Below are 18,519 nucleotides of genomic sequence, written 5' to 3' on the forward strand. Positions count from 1 at the left end.
TTTTATGCGCTGTTGCGCAACTGCCCACCGACATTGAAATGCCGTTCCAGCGTCTCATGCAAAGCAGCATGATTGATCGGTTTGGAAAGATAGTCGTCCATACCGCTTTCCAGGCACCGCTCGCGATCACCCTTTAGGGCATGCGCCGTTACCGCGACGATCGGCGTCGGGTCGAGATTGTGTTTCTCTTCAAGATTGCGAATGCTGGCGGTGGCTTCCAGCCCGTTCATGCGGGGCATGGAGACATCCATGAGGATCAGGCGGGGGCGCTGCTCAAGAAAAGCCTCAACGGCCAGTTCACCGTTTTCGACGATCCGGTAGGAATAGGGCAGATCATTGAGAATCTGCTCGACCACCATCTGATTGACTTCATTATCCTCGGCAATCAGCAGGTCCAGCCCGCCATCTCTTTCTGCGAGTTCGCCGAAGCCCGACGAGGTAACGTCCTCTTCGAAAGCGCTGATCTCTTCATCGTCTCCAGAACGATCCGGCTGAGAAACCCCCATGGGCTCACCATCCGCCATGGTCCGCAAGCCCGGTCCCGGGCTATCGCCGAAATTCGTTTCGCTGACAGGCGCGCGGAACACGCGCGGCGCCTTGTCTTCGCTTCCCTGTTCTTTCCGCTCATGAAGAACGGTCACGATCGCATCCAGCAATGTCGAGGAACGGGCCGGTTTCACCAGATAGGCGTCGACACCCATCTCGCGACAGTTCGACTGGTTGATGGCGTAATCGACCGAGGTCAGCATGATAACGGCCAGATCGCGTTTATCGGGATCCGCGTTGATCGCGCGAGCCACTTCTTCCCCATTCATCAGGGGCATCTGATAGTCGAGCACGACACAGTCGACCGGCATTTCTGCATCTCGCGCGGCGGCCAGTATGGCAAGACCTTCATTACCGGACGCCGCTGCACACGCATCGAAATTCCAGGATGCCAGTTGCTCGAGAAGGATCGACCGGTTCACCGAATTGTCGTCGATCACGAGAACGCGGGCACCCGACATATCGTGATGAACGACCTTGGGCGGCTGCTGACTTTCCGCGATCGGCAAAGTGACATTCAGCGTGAAGGAAGACCCCTTGCCGTGAACACTTTCGACCTCAATGGTGCCGTTCATCAACTCGACAAGGCGCGAGGTGATCGCAAGGCCCAGACCCGTGCCTTCGTGGCGCCGCGTCGATGACGTATCGACCTGGCTGAACTTGTCGAAAACGCTCTGGATGTTTTCGGCCGGAATTCCGATCCCGGTATCCGCCACCCGTATGGCCAGTTCCACCCCGCCGGGCGTCGTCGAGCCACTCACATCAACGAGGACGTGACCTTCCTCTGTGAATTTGACAGCGTTGCCCACAAGATTGGTGACGACTTGGCGAACGCGCCCTGCGTCTCCGACCACGTGGCTGGGCAGGTTCGGCGCATAGCGCACGATGAGTTCGAGATCTTTCTTTTTCGCCCGGACGCTCATCAGCGTCGCGATATCCTGCACCGTTTCCTCCAGATCAAACGGTGCCGGCTCAAGAACAATATGGCCCGCATCGATCTTGGAGAAATCGAGAATGTCATTGATGATCGTCAGAAGGGCGTTGCCACTTTTGAGGATGACGTCAGTGAAGGTCCGTTGCTTGCCGGTCAGCTCCGTATTGACCAGCAACTCAGCCATGCCGAGCACCCCGTTCATCGGGGTGCGAATCTCATGGCTCATATTGGCCAGAAATTCGCTCTTCGCACGGTCGGCGGTTTCAGCCTGCTGTCTTGCCGTCGCAAGTTCGGCCTCGCGTTGGCGAGCTTCGGTCACGTCGATGGTCGAGCCAAGCAGGACGGGCTTGCCGTTCAGCTCAAGGCGGCTCTTGCTCGAATGCTGGTACTGAACGGTTCCATCGGCCATCCAGCGGGTCTCGTCGATTTCGATTCCGCCTTCGATGGCGCGTCCGGCCTCGAATTCCGCCATGACAAAGGCATCGTTCTTGGCGAACTGCCTGCCGGAATCCCCGAACAGTTCGATATCCGTCTTGCCGATCGCTTCGTGCCTGTTGCAACGGCTCATCCGCCCCCAGCTCTTGTTGGCATAGGTGAGCCGGCCGGTCTGATCCTTGGTATAGATCGCCACGGGCACATTATCGACGATCTCGCGGAACAATTCGATCTCGCTGAGGGACTGTTTGAGATCGTCCTGGATTTTCTTTTCTTTGGTGAGATCGACGCGGATCATGACCAAGAGCCCGTCATTGGTACGAACGTCGATGGCCCGGTACCAGCTTCCGTCGCGCCGGCGCCGCTCATAGGTGCGATAGGGCTGGTCGTAATACTGCTCCATCGCATCGATCCAGGCATCTTCGCCCTGGTCGTAAAGCGCGTTGACTTCAGGATCGAGGACGTAGCGATAAAGGCCCTTTCGATAGCCGATCCGCAACGAATCCCGCAGCGTCTGGCCGGGCTCGTGAAGACCTTTGGCGATCTTCTGCCGCATCTGCTTGTTCACCATCAGCAGATTGTTGTTCTCGTCATAGATGAGAACATCCAGATGCAGGCTGTCGATGACGTTCGCCAGACGACGGCTCATCGCTTCTGAGCGGATTTCGGCTTCCTTCTGGTCAGTGATGTCGACACTGACGCCGACAAAGAGACCGTTTTCGAGCCTGTGGTTGAATGATTTATACCAGCGGCCATCCGGACTCTGCCGTTCGCAAACCCGCTCCGGCTCGTCAAAGAGCCGCTCCATGGCGTCGAGCCATGCGTTCTCGTCCTTGTCGTAGAGTGCATCGATCTCTGGCAGGCCGCTGTCACGGAAATAGCCCGCCTTTCGGCCCTCAATGAGGGAGTCACGGAGACAGACATTCGGTTTACTGTGATGCTCGCGCATCGCCGGCATGGCCTGGTGGAGCTTCTCATTCGTCGTAACAAGGCGATTATCCTTGTCGTAGACAACAAGCGCGGCTGGCAGCGCTTCAACGATCGCCTCGAGCTTTTGGCGAGCATCATCCGATTCCAGCTCCGCCTCTCTCTGTTCCGTCATGTCGATACGGATGATGACGAGCGTGCCATCGGTATGGCGGCAGGTAAGGCTTCTGATCCAGCGGCCATTTTGCTGGCAGCGCAAGCTGACATGCAATCCCGGCTGCGCCCATAGGCGGAGAATCTCATCGATCCATGCCTGGGGATCCGCCCTCAGAAGCGCATCCAGTTCCTCATCGTCGGTACGATAGAACATCCCCTTTTGAACAGCCGCTTCGAGGGCGGCGCGCAAAGGCACACCCACCTCGTGAACCGGCGCCATATCGGGGTTGACCCGCCTCACCTCGGCATTGGCAAAAAGAAACCGGTCATTCTTGTCATAGAGGATGACCTGTGCCGGCATAATGCTGAGCACATGTTCGAGCGCCTCTTGAAAGTTGCCGGCGATCGAAGAGAACGGGCGAACAGTATCTTCGGGCGCCGTGGAGGTTGCGAGCTGGCTGGCACACACCTTTCGCGAAATAAGGCGGGTGACACCGCGAAAACCGAGGAACTCTCCATCCTCGCCCATCACCGGCTTGCCGGATATCTCGACTTCGCCATCTCCATCCAGCGCAGGAACACGCAGGGATGAGAAAGCGAGTTTGCGTGAAAGAGCTTCGGATAGTTCCGCATTGGAATTCAGGAGGCTGGCAAATCGCTCCACCAGGCGCCGGCTCGGCCGATCGCCGCTGACAGCCAGCACCGAGCGCGCCTCTCCAGCCTCGTCCGTTTGCCAGACCCAGTCGGCATTCAGTCCAAGAAGGTCGACGAGCTCTGAATGTCTCAGCTCCGCGACTGTCTTCCGGTGTTGCGAATTCTTTTTGTTATGGGGCGACATACCGCCTTGATCCTGTTCCGGCTCCTTCAGCAGAAGTATGCAGAGACTAGGCACGACACATTGAGTGTTCGTTAACGTTAACGACCATCATCCGGGGAAACGCAATTTTTCCGGATGAGATGAGACGACAAGACTGGCCTTCGGCTTATGGTCGTCGTTCCAATTCTTATCACTATTCTTGAATGATACATTCTAGAAGACATTCAGTAGGCGTCACCACTCCGACGGAAATGCGGCGCGCCAGCGCTCACGAAAAATGCCGCGCTTGTGCGTGTCGAGAGCGATCAGAAGCGCCGGAGACAGCGAAATCGGGCGTTGAATGGATTGGACATTTTCCGGCAGTTCAAGCGGCGAACCCTCATCTTCATCCAATCGCACCAGCAACAGAGCCTCTTCGAGCGCTTCGCGGCCGCTCGGTGAAAGAAGATAATCGAGAAAATCGGAAGCGAGCGCCTCGGACGGCGCATCGCGCGGGATCATCGCCCCGCGTGACAGTATGAGTGTGTAATCGCCTGGCGCGACGATCCCTAGCCGCTCATCCTCCTGTGCGCGCGCCATCGCATAAGAGCCGAGCACATTGTAGGCGACGAGGTATTCGCCCCGGATCACGGCGTCGATGATCTCGGCCGAGCAGCATGTCGCGACAGCGCCGGAGCGGCCGAAGGATTCCATCAGGCCGCCGAAGGTCGAGGCTTCGAGCGAATCCGCGAAGGCGAGAAGGTAACCAAGACCGGAGGTCTCGATATCGTATGTGGCGACGCGACCCCTGTAGCGGCTTGCATCGGGCCGCAGAAGGTCAAGCAGATCGAAACGCGACCGCGGCGCCTCCTCCGCCGGCACGAGGTCGCGATTGTAAACCATGACCGCTGGCTCTCGGGAAATGCCCCATAGCTGATCCCTCCAGCGCAATTCCGCCGATAGCGACGCGGTCAGATCGGATCGGTAGGTCGCGGCGCAGCCATCATTTACCAATCGTACCATCTGGTGAACAGCCGAGCTGATCACGATATCCGCGCCTGGTGTCCTTTGGGCGCATTCATCGGCCGTAAGCTCGTAGAGGTCGTTCGACCCCCACTGTTCGTAGTCGATTCGAAGATTGGGCCGGGCGACAAGATAATCTTCGACCACCGGCCTCATCACTGCAAGATCCGTTGTCGAGCGAATGACGAGCCGCTCGGTGGCACCGGCCGGGCCGAGAACCTCCGTGAGCTCCTGTGCAGAGGCGGCCGAGGACCAGAAGATGAGAAGGAGGAGGGCAACAAACCGCAGCATTTCGTCACCCATCCCTGGGCAGATCGAGCGCGGCTTCGAACCCGTCAGCCGTGGCGCTGAACGACATCCATCCCGCATGGCTCGCGGCCACCGCATGTGCAATCGCCAGACCGAGGCCGCCACTGCCCTTGCTGCGATCGCCCGCAAAGCGCGCGCCAGGATCGGCCATGATCTCGGATGGAGGACCGGCGCCTTCATCATGGACCCACAGAATGGCACGGGCTCCATTGCGGACACCGATCCGCACCGGTGGCTGACCGTGATGCAGAGCATTGCCAAGCAGGTTCTTGGCCGCTTCAGTGAGGGACATGATGTCGCCGCGCACCATCACCGGACCATCCGGGATATCGAGTGCGACTTCGTTCGATCGGCCTTGCGCGCTCTCCTCGAAAGCCTCGAAGGCTTCAACCGCAATATCCCTGAGGTCGACGAGGTCGCGCGGCGCGGTGTCGGCACGGTGAATAATCATGGCATGGTTCAGCATCTGGTCCAGCAGATGGCTCAGGCTCACGGCGCGGTCGTGGATGCGGGCGACCATCTGCGCGCGCTGCTCGCCGTCGGGCTCTTCGGCTGCCAGTTGCGCTTGCGCGCGAATTGCCGCAACGGGCGTGCGAAGCTGATGCGCCGCGTCGCCGATCAGATTGCGGTTCGACGTCATTTGACGGTCGAGCCGCGCCATGAAGCCATTCAGGGATTGAACAAGCGCCGCGACCTCAGAGGGAGCCGAGAGGTCGATCGGCGTCAGATCCGTCGGATCACGCTGGCGCAAGGCCGAACCGATGCGCGGCAGGGGGATGAGCGCGGAGCGCATCACCAACCAGGCAAAGAGCGCCATGATGGCGCCGGCGGCACCAAGCGCGATCAGCGCATTCTGCGCAATATCGCGCGCCAGTTCACGTCGCGCCCGCAGCGTCTGGCCGACGATGATCTCGACAGTGCCCGAGAAATTGCGTTCGGCAAAGCGCCGTACGACACCGACATAGCGGGCTGGCTCGGCTCCAAAGACGCCGTCATAGAAGACGACATCTCCCTTTTCCGTGGGCAGCGGCGCGTCATCATAGCCGGTGAGCGTCTGCCCGTCAGGGCCGACGACGCGATAGCTGATGCGATCGTCTGGAGCGAGCGCCAGCAGCTCGAACGCAGAAATCGGCATATCAACCAGCGCCTCGCCATCGCGCACCGTAATGGATTCCGCAATGTCGCTTGCAGCACCGACAAGAAGGCGGTCATAGGCCTCGCGCGCCGCCTGCCGGCCATAGGCAAGCGCGGCGACGAGAACGATCACGCCACCGGCGACGAGCACGGCAGCCATAGCCAGCGCAACTCGGCTCTTCAGCGAAATGGTACCGGGGAACCGCCGTTCGCTACTCATCGACGACATCCAGCCGGTAGCCGAGGCCTCTATGCGTTTCAATCGTCACCCCGGCTCCGGCGAGCCTTTTGCGCAGCCGCCCCACGTAGAGTTCGACAGTGTTAATGCCGACTTCGGCGCTATCGAACGAGAACAGCCCCTCGAAGAGCCGTTCTTTCGACATGATCTTTCCCTGGTGGGCTGCGAGCAGGTTCAGCAGAGCCGTCTCCCGGCGCGTCATTGCCACCAGCTTCCCGTCGCATCGCACCGTCTGGCCTGCCATGTCGAGCACCAGCCGGCCGAGAGCGATCTGACTATCAGCCATGCCTATGGCGCGACGCGCCAATACGCGGATTCGCGCTTCCAGTTCCCGCAGGTCGAACGGTTTGACGAGGTAATCGTCGGCGCCGTCATCAAGTGCGTCGACCCGTGTCGATACGTCGAACTTCGCTGTCAGCATCAGGACGGGCGTGCGGTCGCCATTCCGCCGCATCGCACGCAGAAAATCGCGCCCGTCGCCATCGGGAAGGTTGATGTCCAGTACGATGACGTCGAAGGCCTGCGCCTGAAGAAAGGTCTCCGCTCCTGCAAGAGCGCGCGCGATATCACAGGCGAACCCAGCGCGGGCAAGGCTTGCCGCGATGGCGTCGGCCACATCAGCCGCATCTTCCACGATGAGCACACGCATGCGCTTGATACCTCCTCCCAAAATCGAGCTTATTCCCTCGGGTCGGGGCGTGAAAGGGTGGTTGCGGAACCATGACAGGTTGATGACAGCTTCTCGCGCTATGCTGCAGCCTTCGGGTTTGTCGGAAACGACGCTCGAATTGGAGTTGGAGGAGATACAATGAGCTTTTCGATTACAGGGCGCAGCCTTCTGGCTGCCGCCGCCCTTGCACTTTGCCCGGTCGCCGCTTCGGCCCAAGACTTCACACCGGAAAATCCCGAATGCATCGCACCGGCCAATCCGGGCGGCGGATGGGACTTCACCTGCCGGCAGGTGGGCAAGTCCATGCAGGATCTGGATATCATCCCCTCGACCATGCAGGTCGTGAACCTTTCCGGCGGCGGCGGCGGGGTCGCTTTTGCCGAAGTCGTCAACAAGCGCAATGACGACAATGATCTGATCGTCGCGGCCTCATCGGCGACGGCCACGCGCCTTGCGCAGAATGCCTTCCCGGGTAACACGATGGACCAGGTGCGCTGGATCGGCTCCGTCGGCGCCGATTACGGCGTTATCGCCGTCGCCGCCGACAGCGATATCGAGACGCTTCCGCAACTGATGGATCGGATGAAGGAAGACCCGACATCCATTTCGATCGGTGGCGGTTCGGCCGTCGGCGGATGGGACCATCTGAAGGTTCTCATCGCGGCGCAGAAGGCCGGCGTGGAAGATGTGCGCCAGGTCAAATACATCGCGTTCGCCGGTGGCGGCGAGGCCGTAACACAGCTCTTGGCGGGATCGTTGCAGGCGTTTACCGGCGATCTCTCGGAGGCCAAGGGCTTCGTCGATTCCGGTGATATCAAGGTGATCGCGCTGCTGGCGCCCGAACGCCTTGAGGGCGAGTTTTCCAAGTTTCCGACCGCCAAGGAACAGGGCATCGACGCGATCGGTGCAAACTGGCGCGGTTTCTACGCGCCGGGCAATATGAGCGACGAAGCGTATGACTACTGGGTCGGTGCCGTCGACAAGCTCTACGACACCGAGGAGTGGAAGGCCGTGATGGAGGCCAACGGCCTCGCGCCGCTCGATCTGCAGGGCGAGGAATTCCAGCAATTCGTTTCGGAATCGGTCCAGAACATTACCGATCTCTCCAAGGAAATCGGTATTCTACAGTAATATCCAGCAATAATGGTCCGGACCTTTGCCAATGGGGCCAAGGCCCGGACCCGCCAGCATTTGATTGGGAGGATCGAATGAGCGATCGGATATTGGGCGGCATCGGCCTTGCCCTCTCCATTTTCTTCGCCTGGCAGGCGTCGATCATTCAGGAGAGCTTTTTGACCGACGCCGTCGGTCCGAAGATGTTCCCCTACATCATCGCCGCCGTCACGGGCCTCTCATCGTTATATTTCCTGCTGAAGCCAGATATCGATCCACACTGGCCGAGCGCCGGAAGGCTCGCCGAAATCGGTTTCGCGGCACTTGTGCTGATCGCCTACGCGGAACTTCTTCCCGTGGTCGGCTTCGTCATTTCGACCGCCATCGCGGCCGCCTACCTCACCTGGCGTCTCGGCTCGCGCCCCATTGAGAGCGTCATCATCGGCGTTGCCACGTCGGTGGGGATCTATGTGATTTTCCGCCTGGTTCTCGGCCTGTCCCTGGCCCGCGGCCCGCTTGGTTTCTAAAGGAGGAACCGATGGAATTGCTGTCTTCGCTTGCAGACGGTTTCGCCGTTGCACTCACCTGGCAAAATATCGGGCTTGCCCTGCTCGGCTGCTTCCTCGGCACGATTATGGGCGCCCTACCCGGCCTTGGTCCGTCGAACGGCGTCGCGATCCTCATCCCGCTCGCCTTCACGCTCGGGCTGGGCGCGACCCCTTCATTGATCCTGCTGACATCCGTCTATTACGGCGCCATGTATGGTGGGCGCATCTCGTCGATCCTCCTCAACATTCCGGGCGACGAGCCGGCAATGATGACATGCCTCGACGGATACCCGATGGCCCAGCAGGGCCGGGCCGGCGAAGCGCTGGCCCTGTCGGGCGTGGCATCGTTCGTCGGCGCGTTTTTCGCCACTTGGGGCCTCGTCCTCCTTGCGCCGCAGCTGGTGAAAGTCGCGCTGCTGTTTGGACCGGCCGAATATTTTGCGCTCTTCACGCTCGCCTTTGCGACGCTCGGCGGAATTTCCTCGACCAATCAGGCCAAGTCGGCCTTTGCTGCCGGTCTGGGTCTGGCCCTGGCGATGATCGGCGTCGACACGCAGACCGGCGTCCCGCGCTTCACCTTCGGCGAAGTCCATCTTTACGACGGAATTGACTTCCTGGTCGCCATTGTCGGCCTCTTCGCTCTGTCGGAGGTCTTCATCTTTCTGGAACATCGGGGCACCGAGCAGGACATCTCCACCAAGCCGAAAATGGAGATCGGTCGCATCATTCCGTCCTGGAAACTCATCCGTCACTGCACTCCGACCATGTTGCGGACGACCGGGCTTGGCTTCATCGCAGGCGTGCTGCCGGGTGCCGGCGCATCGCTCGGCTCGTTCATCTCCTATTCGATGGAAAAGCGGCTGGTCGACCGCGAGGACACATTCGGCAAGGGCGATCCACGCGGCGTTGCCGCGCCGGAAGCCGGCAATAACGCAGCCGCAGGCGGTGCCCTGGTGCCGATGCTGGCGCTCGGCGTTCCCGGCTCCGGCACAACGGCAGTGCTGCTTGCGGTGCTGCTGGCGCTCAATATCACGCCCGGCCCATTGTTATTCTCACAGAACCCGGACGTTGTCTGGGGCCTGATCGCGGCGCTCTTCATCGGCAACATCATGCTGCTCGCCATGAACATCCCGATGGTGGGGCTGTTCACGCGTGTCCTGCTGGTGCCGCCGCGCATCCTCATGCCCATCGTCGCCATGATCTCCTTCGTCGGCATCTACGGCATATCGGGATCGAGCTTCGACCTCCTCGTCATGGTCGGCTTCGGCATTCTCGGCTGGGTGCTGCGCAAGCTGGACGTCCCTCTCGTCCCGGTCATTCTCGGCACGCTTCTCGGCAACGAGATGGAGGTGAATTTCCGCCGCGCGGTGAATATCGCCAATGGCGATTACACCACCCTCATCGGCTCACCGCTGGCAATCTGCCTCTGGGCCATCGCCATCGCCGGCTTTGTCCTGCCGATCCTTCTCGGCGGACTGCTTCGGGGACGGATGCGCATGGCGCGTGATGAAGAGGGCGCTGTTCAGGATTGACGGCGCGGAGATCGCCCAAGCAAATGGCAGCGTGATCGTAGCGCTTCAATCGGCTCGATGAGTGGCCGATCACGCAGGAAGTAGACCGAAATCGTTGCTCGACCCTGAATGGACAGAAAAATTCGGGCCAAACTTCAGACGTCCAATTCACTGCCAGCCCGATGGATTGGCAAACAGATGAACGCAGGCCATTGAAGACAAACGATGTAGAGAGAAATGGTACTCCCAAGGGGAATCGAACCCCTGTTTCCGCCGTGAGAGGGCGGCGTCCTGACCGCTAGACGATGGGAGCATCCGTGCCGGTGCGCGGCATATAGTCTGCCGCCATCATCTTTGCAATGGCTGATTTTCGGTCACGGCCGGGCGCGCTCGATCTCAATCGCGCCCAGCACACGGCCGTCACGAAGGTCGACCTGAAGGATGCGACCGCCACCATCGCCCGAGAGGTGCAATGTGACGCGATGACCCTCCGCTGAAAGGCTCTCTATCGTTTCGCCCTGTCGAAGCGTCAGGCGGCGATCGGCTGTCAGGTCGCCAAGCGGAACCGCGTTCGAGCCGTCGGCTATTTCTCTCTGGCCGTCCGAACCGCCGTTCCGGTAGATCAGAACGCCGACGACCAGAATGACCAGTCCGAACACGATGAGGAGATTGACGATCATGAAACGGACGAGCTTGCCGCGCAGCCGCTCGGCGGCCGGGTCGAGAGCCGGTTCGTCGCCCTCTCCTGCCTCGGTGAACTTGTCTGCTGCCATTGTCGAACTCCTGCGGTGCCGCTATTGCCGCGACCTGATAGACGAGTGGACAGCCCGATGAAAGAGATCATTCTCGACGGAACGGATGCGGGGCAGCGCATCGACCAGGCGCTCGCCGCCCGGCTTGCGCCCGATCTGTCTCGCGGCCGCATCCAGACCCTTCTGCGCATGGGTGCCGTAAGCATTGACGGGCGAGCTGTTACCGAGCCGAAATCGAAGGTTCCCGCCAGCGGAATCGTGCGGATCGAGATGCCTGCCCCGGACGATCCACTGCCGCGCCCACAAGATATTGCTCTCGATATCATGTTCGAAGACGACGAACTGATCGTGATTGACAAACCGGCGGGCCTTGTCGTTCATCCCGGCGCCGGCGTTCCCGATGGCACACTCGTCAATGCGCTGATCCACCATTGTCGCGATAGCCTGTCGGGCATTGGCGGCGTCAAGCGGCCAGGGATCGTTCACCGCCTCGACAAGGAGACCTCCGGCGTCATGGTCGTTGCAAAGACCGATCACGCCCACCGCCTCCTGTCCGCGGCTTTCGCCTCGCACGGCCGCGATGGCGCCCTTGCCCGCCGCTACCTCGCTCTTTGCTGGGGCGCGCCTTCGCGCATGAAGGGAACCATCGACGCTCATCTTGGCCGCGCCTCGAACGATCGAACGCGCCGCTCGGTCGTTCCGGCATCTCGACCCGATGCGCGCCATGCCGTTACCCATTTCGCCGTGGAAAAACGTTTTCCGCAGCGCGACGCCGTGGCCGCTCTCATCGAATGTGAGCTGGAGACAGGCCGCACTCACCAGATCCGCGTTCATATGAACCATATCGGCCACCCTCTGATCGGTGACGCCGTCTATGGCGCAGCGTTCGCGACGAAGGCGAACAGACTGCCGTCGCCAGCCAGAGACGTCGCGCAGGCTTTTTCGCGCCAGGCTCTCCATGCTCATCATCTGGCGTTCAACCATCCGGCAAGTGGCGAGCGGCTGTCTTTCACGACGCCACCGCCCTCCGATATGGCTGAATTGATCGCGGCCTTCGAGACGATCGACCCGGCCTAACCTTACGGCTTTTTAAGGCAAATCGCGCCTCGCATTTGCAACAAACCCTCGCAGCCCCTCGTTCCTATACATATATGAAAAAGCTTGCCGTTTTTTCGCGAAAAAGGGACGAAACGGCTGAATTCGCCTTCTAAAGGGAATTCAAAGGGATAAGGAGGGTGCTTTATGGCCCAGACACTACCAAGCGTCGCAACCGGTGAAGGTGGCCTGACGCGTTACCTCGAAGAAATCCGGCGCTTTCCGATGCTCCAGCCGGATGAGGAGTATATGCTCGCCAAACGTTATGCCGAGCATGAAGACACCAAAGCCGCCCACAGGCTGGTAACCAGCCATTTGCGCCTCGTCGCAAAGATTGCGATGGGCTACCGCGGCTACGGCTTGCCGATCGGCGAAGTGATTTCGGAGGGCAATGTCGGCCTCATGCAGGCCGTCAAGAAGTTCGAGCCCGAGCGGGGCTTCCGCCTGGCAACATACGCCATGTGGTGGATACGCGCTTCGATACAGGAATATATTCTTCGCTCATGGTCGCTCGTGAAGATGGGGACGACCGCCAATCAGAAACGGCTGTTCTTCAATCTGCGCAAGACCAAGAGCAAGATTCAGGCGCTCGACGACGGCGATCTGCATCCCGATCAGGTCAAGGAAATCGCGGAGCGTCTGAAGGTCACTGAGGAAGACGTGGTATCGATGAACCGTCGGCTTGGCGGTGATGCTTCGCTGAACGCACCGATCCGCGCGACGGAAGGCGAGAGCGGTCAGTGGCAGGACTGGCTGGTTGACGAGACGGAGAATCAGGAAGACCTGCTTCTGGAGCAGGACCAGCTCGAAACGCGCCGTGCCATGCTCTCCGATGCGATGGATATCCTCAACGACCGTGAGAAGCGCATTTTCCAGGCGCGTCGCCTGTCGGAGGATCCGATCACACTCGAAGAACTGTCAGGCGAATTCGGCGTCAGCCGTGAGCGTGTCCGACAGATCGAAGTCCGGGCCTTCGAGAAGGTCCAGGAACAGATGCAGGAAGCCGCCAAGAAGCTGGAACAGCCTGAACGAACCGCAGAGCTCGAAGCTGGCTGATCCCTGAAAAGCAGTGATGAAATGGATATGACCCGCCCGCTTTCGAGCCGGCGGGTTTTTCGTATCCCTACTGGCCCTGTAACGGGTTTTCCTGCCAGTAGTCCAGAACCTCGTCGACAACCTTGGCGCCGGGCAAGCCCTTCTCCAGCGTGAAGAGGGCACGACGTCCCGCTTCCAAAATCACCAGCAGATCGAACCAGTCGCGATCACGAATGAGATTCAGGTTGGCCTGCCGCGCCTGCTGTCCCTCATCAAGCATCATCAGGAAGAAATTGTCGCCGATCTCCGCCGGAAAGGCGCGTAGCTGCTCGCCCGGCGAGGCTTCGTTCTCCTTGAGCATCATACGCAGTATCTCTCGAATGCTGCGACCCGGCTCCTTGGTGGTCGGCTCGAAGATCAGTTCCAGAACATGACTGGCGGGCAGCGACGGATCGCCATTCCGCCGCAGTGTCATGCGCATCGATGTGCCCGTATCGGGAATATAGACATCGGCGCGCAGGGCCGGCTCCTCGTCCATCTGAGGGCCAGGCTGTTCCTCCACCTTGCTCCAGACAACGCTGCCCTGCAAACGCCTCAACTGCTCATTGGACGTCCGCTCTTCCGAGTAGATCGCTCTTTGTCCCACCTGAACGGCAGGCTGAGCGTCATCGCCACCGGCTTCGGCACCATTCTCCGCGCCGGGGCTCTGGGCATCCGAGCCGCTATCGCCCGGTGTTTGCGCCGCATCGTTCTGCGCAACGGTGAGCGGGGCAACAGACGTTCCTTCGCCAAATTGATCGACAGGCTCACCCGCGGGCCCCGGATCGGTCTCGGTTCCATCGGCGGCAAGCCGCTGGGTGAACTTCTCCGGCCTTTGCGCCTCTTCGGCGTCACCAGCGTCACTCTCACCGGTAGCTGATGGCGCCTCAGCCTCATTCTGCGTCGGCGTGGCTTCTTCCTCGCCGAGAAAATCATTGAGGCCGCTCTCGATGGAGGCGAGCTGCTCCTCCACCGCATCTGGCATGAAATAGGCGACCGCGCCGGCGCCGCCGGCAAGGATCAGGATCAACAGAGCGGCTATGATGGCGCCCCAGCGCCGCGGCTTACGCTCAACAGAACGCGAATAACCAGAAGCGGCAGCGGCTTCCGGCCGGGAAATATCTTCTTCGCCCGTAGACTCAGTCAGGTGCGAATCGACATCGGCCCCGTCATGGACGGGTGCCACGGAAACGCTCTCCGATGTATCGGCGGTCACTTCGTCGAGAGGGCTCGTCGGCTCATCTGCTCGCGGCGCTTCGGCCTCATAAGGGTCCGGCCGCAGCTCCGGCGCCTCGTCAGCCAAGTGCGGGTCTGCTGGAGGAGCGCTGTAATCGTCATGTGCCTGCCGGTCGTCGCGCACGGTTTCGGTAAAGACCGCATCCTCTACCGGCGGCTCGTGTGACGTCGCCATTTCTCTCGTTACGGGAGCGACGGGCGGCGATTCGACATATTCTTCTCGAGGAGGATCGCGATCAGCGGCCGGTTCGGGATCTGGCGGCAACGCCGGATCCTCATAGGACTCATCGGATGCGCCGAGAACATCACCGAGTTCATCCTGAAACCGGTAATCATCTTCGACGGCACGGATCGCACGCTCGACCACCGCCATGTTGCGGTCGATGGTTGCCTCATCGGCATCGGGCTTTGCGGCCAGAAGCTTAGCGCGGATTTGTGCGCGGGCCTTGTCATAGACTTTGGCACGAATGGACGAATCGTGACGTGGAAGACCGTCAATCGTCTTTTTGAGAACCGCCGCGATATCCGCCATTCGTCTGCTGCCTTCTGCCTCCGCTAATTACCTGCCTTCCGCCTCAGAGGATCAGGCGGGACAGCCGAAACGTAGAGATTTTCAATAATCTTTCAAATCGTGCCCAGACAGCCCCGTCAACACTATCTCAATCCTGGAAGGGATCAGTGACCAAAATCGTGTCGTCTCGCTCCGGTGACGTGGAGAGCAACGCGACCGGCGCCCCGATCAATTCTTCGATCCGGCGCACATATTTGATGGCCTGCGCCGGAAGGTCGGCCCAGCGCCGCGCGCCCACCGTTGAATCGCTCCACCCCTCGAACGTCTCGTAGATCGGCTCCACCCGGCTCTGCAGGTGAGCGCTCGCGGGCAGGTAGTCGATCTCCTCGCCATCGAGCCGATAGCCAGTGCAGATCGCGATCTCGTCCATGCCGTCCAGAACATCGAGCTTGGTGAGCGCGATTCCCGATATACCATTGATGGCGACACTCTGGCGCACCAGGACGGCGTCGAACCAGCCACAGCGACGCTGACGGCCGGTGACCGTTCCGAACTCATGGCCGCGTTCGCCGAGTGTCTGGCCGACCTCGTTTTGCTGCTCGGTCGGGAAGGGCCCTTCGCCCACGCGCGTCGTATAGGCCTTGGTGATGCCGAGAACGTAATCGATCGCGTTGGGACCAAGGCCCGAACCCGCAGCGGCCTGGCCGGCCACGACATTGGACGAAGTCACGAACGGATATGTGCCGTGATCAACATCCAGCAGACTGCCCTGAGCCCCTTCAAAGAGAATGCGCTCTCCGGCGCGGCGCTTCTCATCCAGCACGCTCCATACCCGATCGATGAAGGGCGCGATCTTGGGCGTCACCCCGGCCAGTTCATCAAGCAGCGTCTGAGGCTCGATTTCGGCAACGCCGAGGCCGCGCCGCAGCGGATTGTGGTGAGCCAGAACACGCTCGACCTTGTCTGGAAGCACATCGGGGTTCAGCAGGTCGAGAGCCTTGATGGACCGACGTCCGACCTTGTCCTCATAAGCAGGACCGATCCCGCGGCCCGTCGTTCCGATCCGCGATCCCTTGGAGGCACGCTCCTCGCGCAACCGGTCCAGTTCGCCATGGAGAGACAAGATGAGAGGCACATTCTCCGCAATCTTGAGGATGTCGGGGGTGATCGAGACGCCCTGCTCTTTCAACCGCTCCAGTTCGGCGACAAAAGCCCTGGGATCGAAGACGACGCCATTGCCGATAACAGAAAGCTTGCCGCGCACCACACCCGAGGGCAATAGCGAGAGCTTGTAGGACGTGCCGTCGATGACAAGTGTATGGCCGGCATTGTGTCCGCCCTGAAAGCGAACGACCACATTGGCTCGGTCGGAGAGCCAGTCGACAATCTTGCCCTTGCCCTCATCGCCCCATTGGGACCCTACCACCACCACATTGGCCATTTTCTGCTCCGGCTAACGGTTGAGACTTCTGACGGCCCGTCGAACGCCCCGGACGACGATCGGACTGTCGGCAAACGCGCGCCTTATAGCGGGTGAATGCGCACTTGCCGACTACCCAGCCGACAAATTTCCACGGGCCGGGCAAAGAACGGACTGTTTCGGGGACATATATGAGCTTGCATCGGCGTAGCGGCGCGAAGTAGGCCAACCTATGCGTTCATCCGGCACAACCACCGCATCCGCCAATACAGCGATCACCGCCTATGCGATCCTGACCCTGACAACGCTGTTCTGGGGCGCCAATGCGGTCGCTGGGCGCATGGCGAGCGGCCATATTTCGCCCGGTATGCTGACAATGCTGCGATGGCTCGTCGCTCTTGTGGTCCTGCTGATGATCAGTTGGCCCCGTCTGCGAATGGACTGGCCGAAACTGCGCCGCGCCCTGCCCCACCTCATGCTTCTTGGTGCGCTCGGCTTCGCGCTGTTCAATATACTGCTCTATTCGGCCCTCAATTTCACGACCGCCATCAATGCCGCCATCGCGCAAAGCGGCATGCCGGTCGCCATCTTTATCCTGAACTTTCTGTTCTTTCGCCTCAAACCGGGCTTTCTCCAGATCGTCGGACTGCTTCTGGGCCTTTGCGGTGTCGCGATGGTCGCGGCGCAGGGCGACCTCGCCAATCTGGCAGCATTGAAGATCAATCGCGGCGATGCTCTGCTTCTGCTCGCTGTGGTGGTTTATGCCTCCTATACGGTCGCCCTGCGCTCCAAACCCGCTGCGCTCCATTGGCAGTCGACAATGACGGGCATGTCGGCCGGCGCGCTCATCGCCTCCATACCCTATGCCATCTGGGAAGCTTACAGCGGCAGCCTCATCATGCCCGATGCGACCGGATGGGGCGTCGTTCTGTTCGCCGCGATCTTTCCCTCCATCTTCAGCCAGAGCCTATTCATCAAGGGCAATGAACTGATTGGCGGGAATCGGGCCGGCCTTTTCATCAATCTGGTGCCGATCTGGGGCACGCTGCTTGCCGTGGTCGTGCTGGGTGAGACCTTCGAGCTCTGGCAGGCGGTTTCGCTCGGTCTGATTTTCAGCGGCATCGCCCTGGCGGAAAAGTTCAAGCCGAAGGTCTGAGCGCGGACGAACTCGCGCGCTTCGTCAGGGACAAAATTCGTCGCCGGCGCTCTTGACCTAGAGTGCACTCAAAGCACTAGCTTGCCTCCCGTCATGATGAGAAGAGCGACATGAAGATCGGCGAATTGGCGGAACGGACGGGATTATCCGTCCACACGATCCGGTATTATGAGCGCATCGGCTTACTGCCTGCGGCAGAGCGCGATCAGGGGGGCAGACGGGACTACGATGTTTCGATCCTGACCTGGATCGAGTTTCTGTCCCGGCTCAAGCAAACAGGCATGCCGGTCCGCCAGATGGTGCTCTATGCGAAGCTTCGCGAACAGGGCGACAGTACCTATCCGCAGCGCAAAGCGCTTTTGGAAGCGCATCGCGATCGCGTCCGCAGGCAGGTCTCCGATCTGCAATCGTCTCTCCTCGTCCTCGACACCAAGATCGAGACCTATGCAAAGGCGGAAAGAGAGACCCAGGATGAAAAGCAAACAAACGAGCGCTGAAAGCCGTCTGGAGCGGGGGCGACGCGCTCTCAAGGCGATCGACGGCGAGGCCGGCGAAAAGGTTATCGAGGCGCTCAAGGATATCGCGCCCGATTTCGCCACCTATCTGCTGGAATTTCCGTTCGGCGATATCTACAGCCGGCCGGAGCTTTCACTGCGAGACAGGGAAATTGCGACGATCGCGGCTTTGGCTGCGATGGGAAATGCGACACCGCAATTGAAGGTTCACATCGAAGCGGGGCTGAATGTCGGCCTCACCAAAACCGAAATTGCGGAAGTTCTGATGCAGATGTCGGTCTATGCCGGGTTTCCGGCGGCCTTGAACGGCCTGTCTGCGGCCAAGGAGGTCTTCGCCCTCCGCGATTCTCAGGGTTTATCTGGTCCCAACTAGGCGATCACAGGGCGGAGCATAATGAAGGCGCCGGACATGAAAATCCG

At 60.4% G+C, this 18,519-nt stretch carries 15 protein-coding genes and 1 tRNA gene; 8 read left to right on the forward strand and 8 right to left on the reverse strand.

What is annotated here, in order from left to right; all coding sequences use genetic code 11:
• Positions 1 to 2: 2 nt before the first annotated feature.
• The 4 genes from D8780_RS10990 to D8780_RS11005 form a co-directional block, all read right to left on the reverse strand.
• Entirely contained in the window at positions 3 to 3,836 is a 3,834-nt protein-coding gene (locus tag D8780_RS10990) for a response regulator (protein WP_121645623.1), read from the reverse strand.
• Positions 3,837 to 4,049: 213 nt separating this feature from the next.
• Complete coding sequence (locus D8780_RS10995; protein WP_121646529.1) at positions 4,050 to 5,108, reverse strand: ABC transporter substrate-binding protein; 1,059 nt, start codon at positions 5,106 to 5,108, stop codon at positions 4,050 to 4,052.
• A 4-nt stretch (positions 5,109 to 5,112) separates the two neighbouring features.
• Complete coding sequence (locus D8780_RS11000) at positions 5,113 to 6,480, reverse strand: sensor histidine kinase (protein ID WP_245412325.1); 1,368 nt, start codon at positions 6,478 to 6,480, stop codon at positions 5,113 to 5,115.
• Complete coding sequence (locus D8780_RS11005; RefSeq protein ID WP_121645625.1) at positions 6,473 to 7,147, reverse strand: response regulator; 675 nt, start codon at positions 7,145 to 7,147, stop codon at positions 6,473 to 6,475. Before D8780_RS11005 ends, D8780_RS11000 begins: the two co-directional genes overlap by 8 nt.
• A gap of 159 nt (positions 7,148 to 7,306) precedes the next feature.
• Here D8780_RS11005 and D8780_RS11010 point away from each other — a divergent pair, with 159 nt between their 5' ends.
• The 3 genes from D8780_RS11010 (at position 7,307) to D8780_RS11020 (ending at position 10,361) form a co-directional block, all read left to right on the forward strand.
• The gene (locus tag D8780_RS11010) at positions 7,307 to 8,299 is read left to right on the forward strand and encodes a Bug family tripartite tricarboxylate transporter substrate binding protein (protein ID WP_121645626.1); all 993 of its coding nucleotides are present in this window, start codon (positions 7,307 to 7,309) and stop codon (positions 8,297 to 8,299) included.
• Between the two features lie 77 nt (positions 8,300 to 8,376).
• Positions 8,377 to 8,808 carry a tripartite tricarboxylate transporter TctB family protein gene (locus D8780_RS11015; protein WP_121645627.1) on the forward strand — a complete coding sequence of 144 codons (432 nt, stop codon included), beginning with the start codon at positions 8,377 to 8,379 and terminating at the stop codon, positions 8,806 to 8,808.
• Between the two features lie 11 nt (positions 8,809 to 8,819).
• Positions 8,820 to 10,361, forward strand: a complete 1,542-nt coding sequence (locus D8780_RS11020) for a tripartite tricarboxylate transporter permease (RefSeq protein WP_121645628.1) — start codon at positions 8,820 to 8,822, stop codon at positions 10,359 to 10,361.
• Positions 10,362 to 10,578: 217 nt separating this feature from the next.
• Here the strand turns inward: D8780_RS11020 and D8780_RS11025 are convergent.
• Both D8780_RS11025 and D8780_RS11030 read right to left on the reverse strand, forming a co-directional pair.
• Positions 10,579 to 10,653, reverse strand: a tRNA-Glu gene (locus tag D8780_RS11025).
• A gap of 61 nt (positions 10,654 to 10,714) precedes the next feature.
• On the reverse strand, positions 10,715 to 11,113 hold the full coding sequence (locus tag D8780_RS11030) for a fimbrial protein (RefSeq protein WP_121645629.1): 399 nt from the start codon (positions 11,111 to 11,113) through the stop codon (positions 10,715 to 10,717).
• Between the two features lie 57 nt (positions 11,114 to 11,170).
• On the opposite strand from D8780_RS11030, the gene D8780_RS11035 reads away from it, so the two are divergent.
• Together D8780_RS11035 and rpoH are read left to right on the forward strand one after the other, a co-directional pair.
• Positions 11,171 to 12,169 carry an RluA family pseudouridine synthase gene (locus D8780_RS11035; protein WP_121645630.1) on the forward strand — a complete coding sequence of 333 codons (999 nt, stop codon included), beginning with the start codon at positions 11,171 to 11,173 and terminating at the stop codon, positions 12,167 to 12,169.
• Between the two features lie 165 nt (positions 12,170 to 12,334).
• Positions 12,335 to 13,243: an RNA polymerase sigma factor RpoH gene (gene rpoH / locus D8780_RS11040; protein WP_121645631.1), complete on the forward strand. Its 909-nt coding sequence runs from the start codon at positions 12,335 to 12,337 to the stop codon at positions 13,241 to 13,243.
• A 67-nt stretch (positions 13,244 to 13,310) separates the two neighbouring features.
• On the opposite strand, the gene D8780_RS11045 is transcribed toward rpoH, so the two are convergent.
• Both D8780_RS11045 and D8780_RS11050 read right to left on the reverse strand, forming a co-directional pair.
• Entirely contained in the window at positions 13,311 to 15,029 is a 1,719-nt protein-coding gene (locus tag D8780_RS11045) for a hypothetical protein (protein WP_121645632.1), read from the reverse strand.
• Between the two features lie 127 nt (positions 15,030 to 15,156).
• Positions 15,157 to 16,449 carry an adenylosuccinate synthase gene (locus tag D8780_RS11050; RefSeq protein WP_121645633.1) on the reverse strand — a complete coding sequence of 431 codons (1,293 nt, stop codon included), beginning with the start codon at positions 16,447 to 16,449 and terminating at the stop codon, positions 15,157 to 15,159.
• Positions 16,450 to 16,660: 211 nt separating this feature from the next.
• On the opposite strand from D8780_RS11050, the gene D8780_RS11055 reads away from it, so the two are divergent.
• The 3 genes from D8780_RS11055 (at position 16,661) to D8780_RS11065 (ending at position 18,472) form a co-directional block, all read left to right on the forward strand.
• Positions 16,661 to 17,584: a DMT family transporter gene (locus D8780_RS11055; RefSeq protein WP_121645634.1), complete on the forward strand. Its 924-nt coding sequence runs from the start codon at positions 16,661 to 16,663 to the stop codon at positions 17,582 to 17,584.
• 110 nt (positions 17,585 to 17,694) lie between these two features.
• Entirely contained in the window at positions 17,695 to 18,081 is a 387-nt protein-coding gene (locus D8780_RS11060; RefSeq protein WP_121645635.1) for a MerR family transcriptional regulator, read from the forward strand.
• Positions 18,056 to 18,472 carry a carboxymuconolactone decarboxylase family protein gene (locus D8780_RS11065; protein WP_121645636.1) on the forward strand — a complete coding sequence of 139 codons (417 nt, stop codon included), beginning with the start codon at positions 18,056 to 18,058 and terminating at the stop codon, positions 18,470 to 18,472. Before D8780_RS11060 ends, D8780_RS11065 begins: the two co-directional genes overlap by 26 nt.
• Positions 18,473 to 18,519: the final 47 nt, after the last annotated feature.

It is taken from the genome of Notoacmeibacter ruber (assembly GCF_003668555.1).
Classification (GTDB): Bacteria; Pseudomonadota; Alphaproteobacteria; order Rhizobiales; family Rhizobiaceae; genus Notoacmeibacter; species Notoacmeibacter ruber.

Bases quoted from the DNA above. Each gene is read 5' to 3' on its own strand.
- D8780_RS10990 (WP_121645623.1), bottom strand. From the start codon at position 3,836: ATGTCGCCCCATAACAAAAAGAATTCGCAACACCGGAAGACAGTCGCG.
- D8780_RS10995 (WP_121646529.1), bottom strand. From the start codon at position 5,108: ATGCTGCGGTTTGTTGCCCTCCTCCTTCTCATCTTCTGGTCCTCGGCC.
- D8780_RS11000 (WP_245412325.1), bottom strand. From the start codon at position 6,480: ATGAGTAGCGAACGGCGGTTCCCCGGTACCATTTCGCTGAAGAGCCGA.
- D8780_RS11005 (WP_121645625.1), bottom strand. From the start codon at position 7,147: ATGCGTGTGCTCATCGTGGAAGATGCGGCTGATGTGGCCGACGCCATC.
- D8780_RS11010 (WP_121645626.1), top strand. From the start codon at position 7,307: ATGAGCTTTTCGATTACAGGGCGCAGCCTTCTGGCTGCCGCCGCCCTT.
- D8780_RS11015 (WP_121645627.1), top strand. From the start codon at position 8,377: ATGAGCGATCGGATATTGGGCGGCATCGGCCTTGCCCTCTCCATTTTC.
- D8780_RS11020 (WP_121645628.1), top strand. From the start codon at position 8,820: ATGGAATTGCTGTCTTCGCTTGCAGACGGTTTCGCCGTTGCACTCACC.
- D8780_RS11030 (WP_121645629.1), bottom strand. From the start codon at position 11,113: ATGGCAGCAGACAAGTTCACCGAGGCAGGAGAGGGCGACGAACCGGCT.
- D8780_RS11035 (WP_121645630.1), top strand. From the start codon at position 11,171: ATGAAAGAGATCATTCTCGACGGAACGGATGCGGGGCAGCGCATCGAC.
- rpoH (WP_121645631.1), top strand. From the start codon at position 12,335: ATGGCCCAGACACTACCAAGCGTCGCAACCGGTGAAGGTGGCCTGACG.
- D8780_RS11045 (WP_121645632.1), bottom strand. From the start codon at position 15,029: ATGGCGGATATCGCGGCGGTTCTCAAAAAGACGATTGACGGTCTTCCA.
- D8780_RS11050 (WP_121645633.1), bottom strand. From the start codon at position 16,449: ATGGCCAATGTGGTGGTGGTAGGGTCCCAATGGGGCGATGAGGGCAAG.
- D8780_RS11055 (WP_121645634.1), top strand. From the start codon at position 16,661: ATGCGTTCATCCGGCACAACCACCGCATCCGCCAATACAGCGATCACC.
- D8780_RS11060 (WP_121645635.1), top strand. From the start codon at position 17,695: ATGAAGATCGGCGAATTGGCGGAACGGACGGGATTATCCGTCCACACG.
- D8780_RS11065 (WP_121645636.1), top strand. From the start codon at position 18,056: ATGAAAAGCAAACAAACGAGCGCTGAAAGCCGTCTGGAGCGGGGGCGA.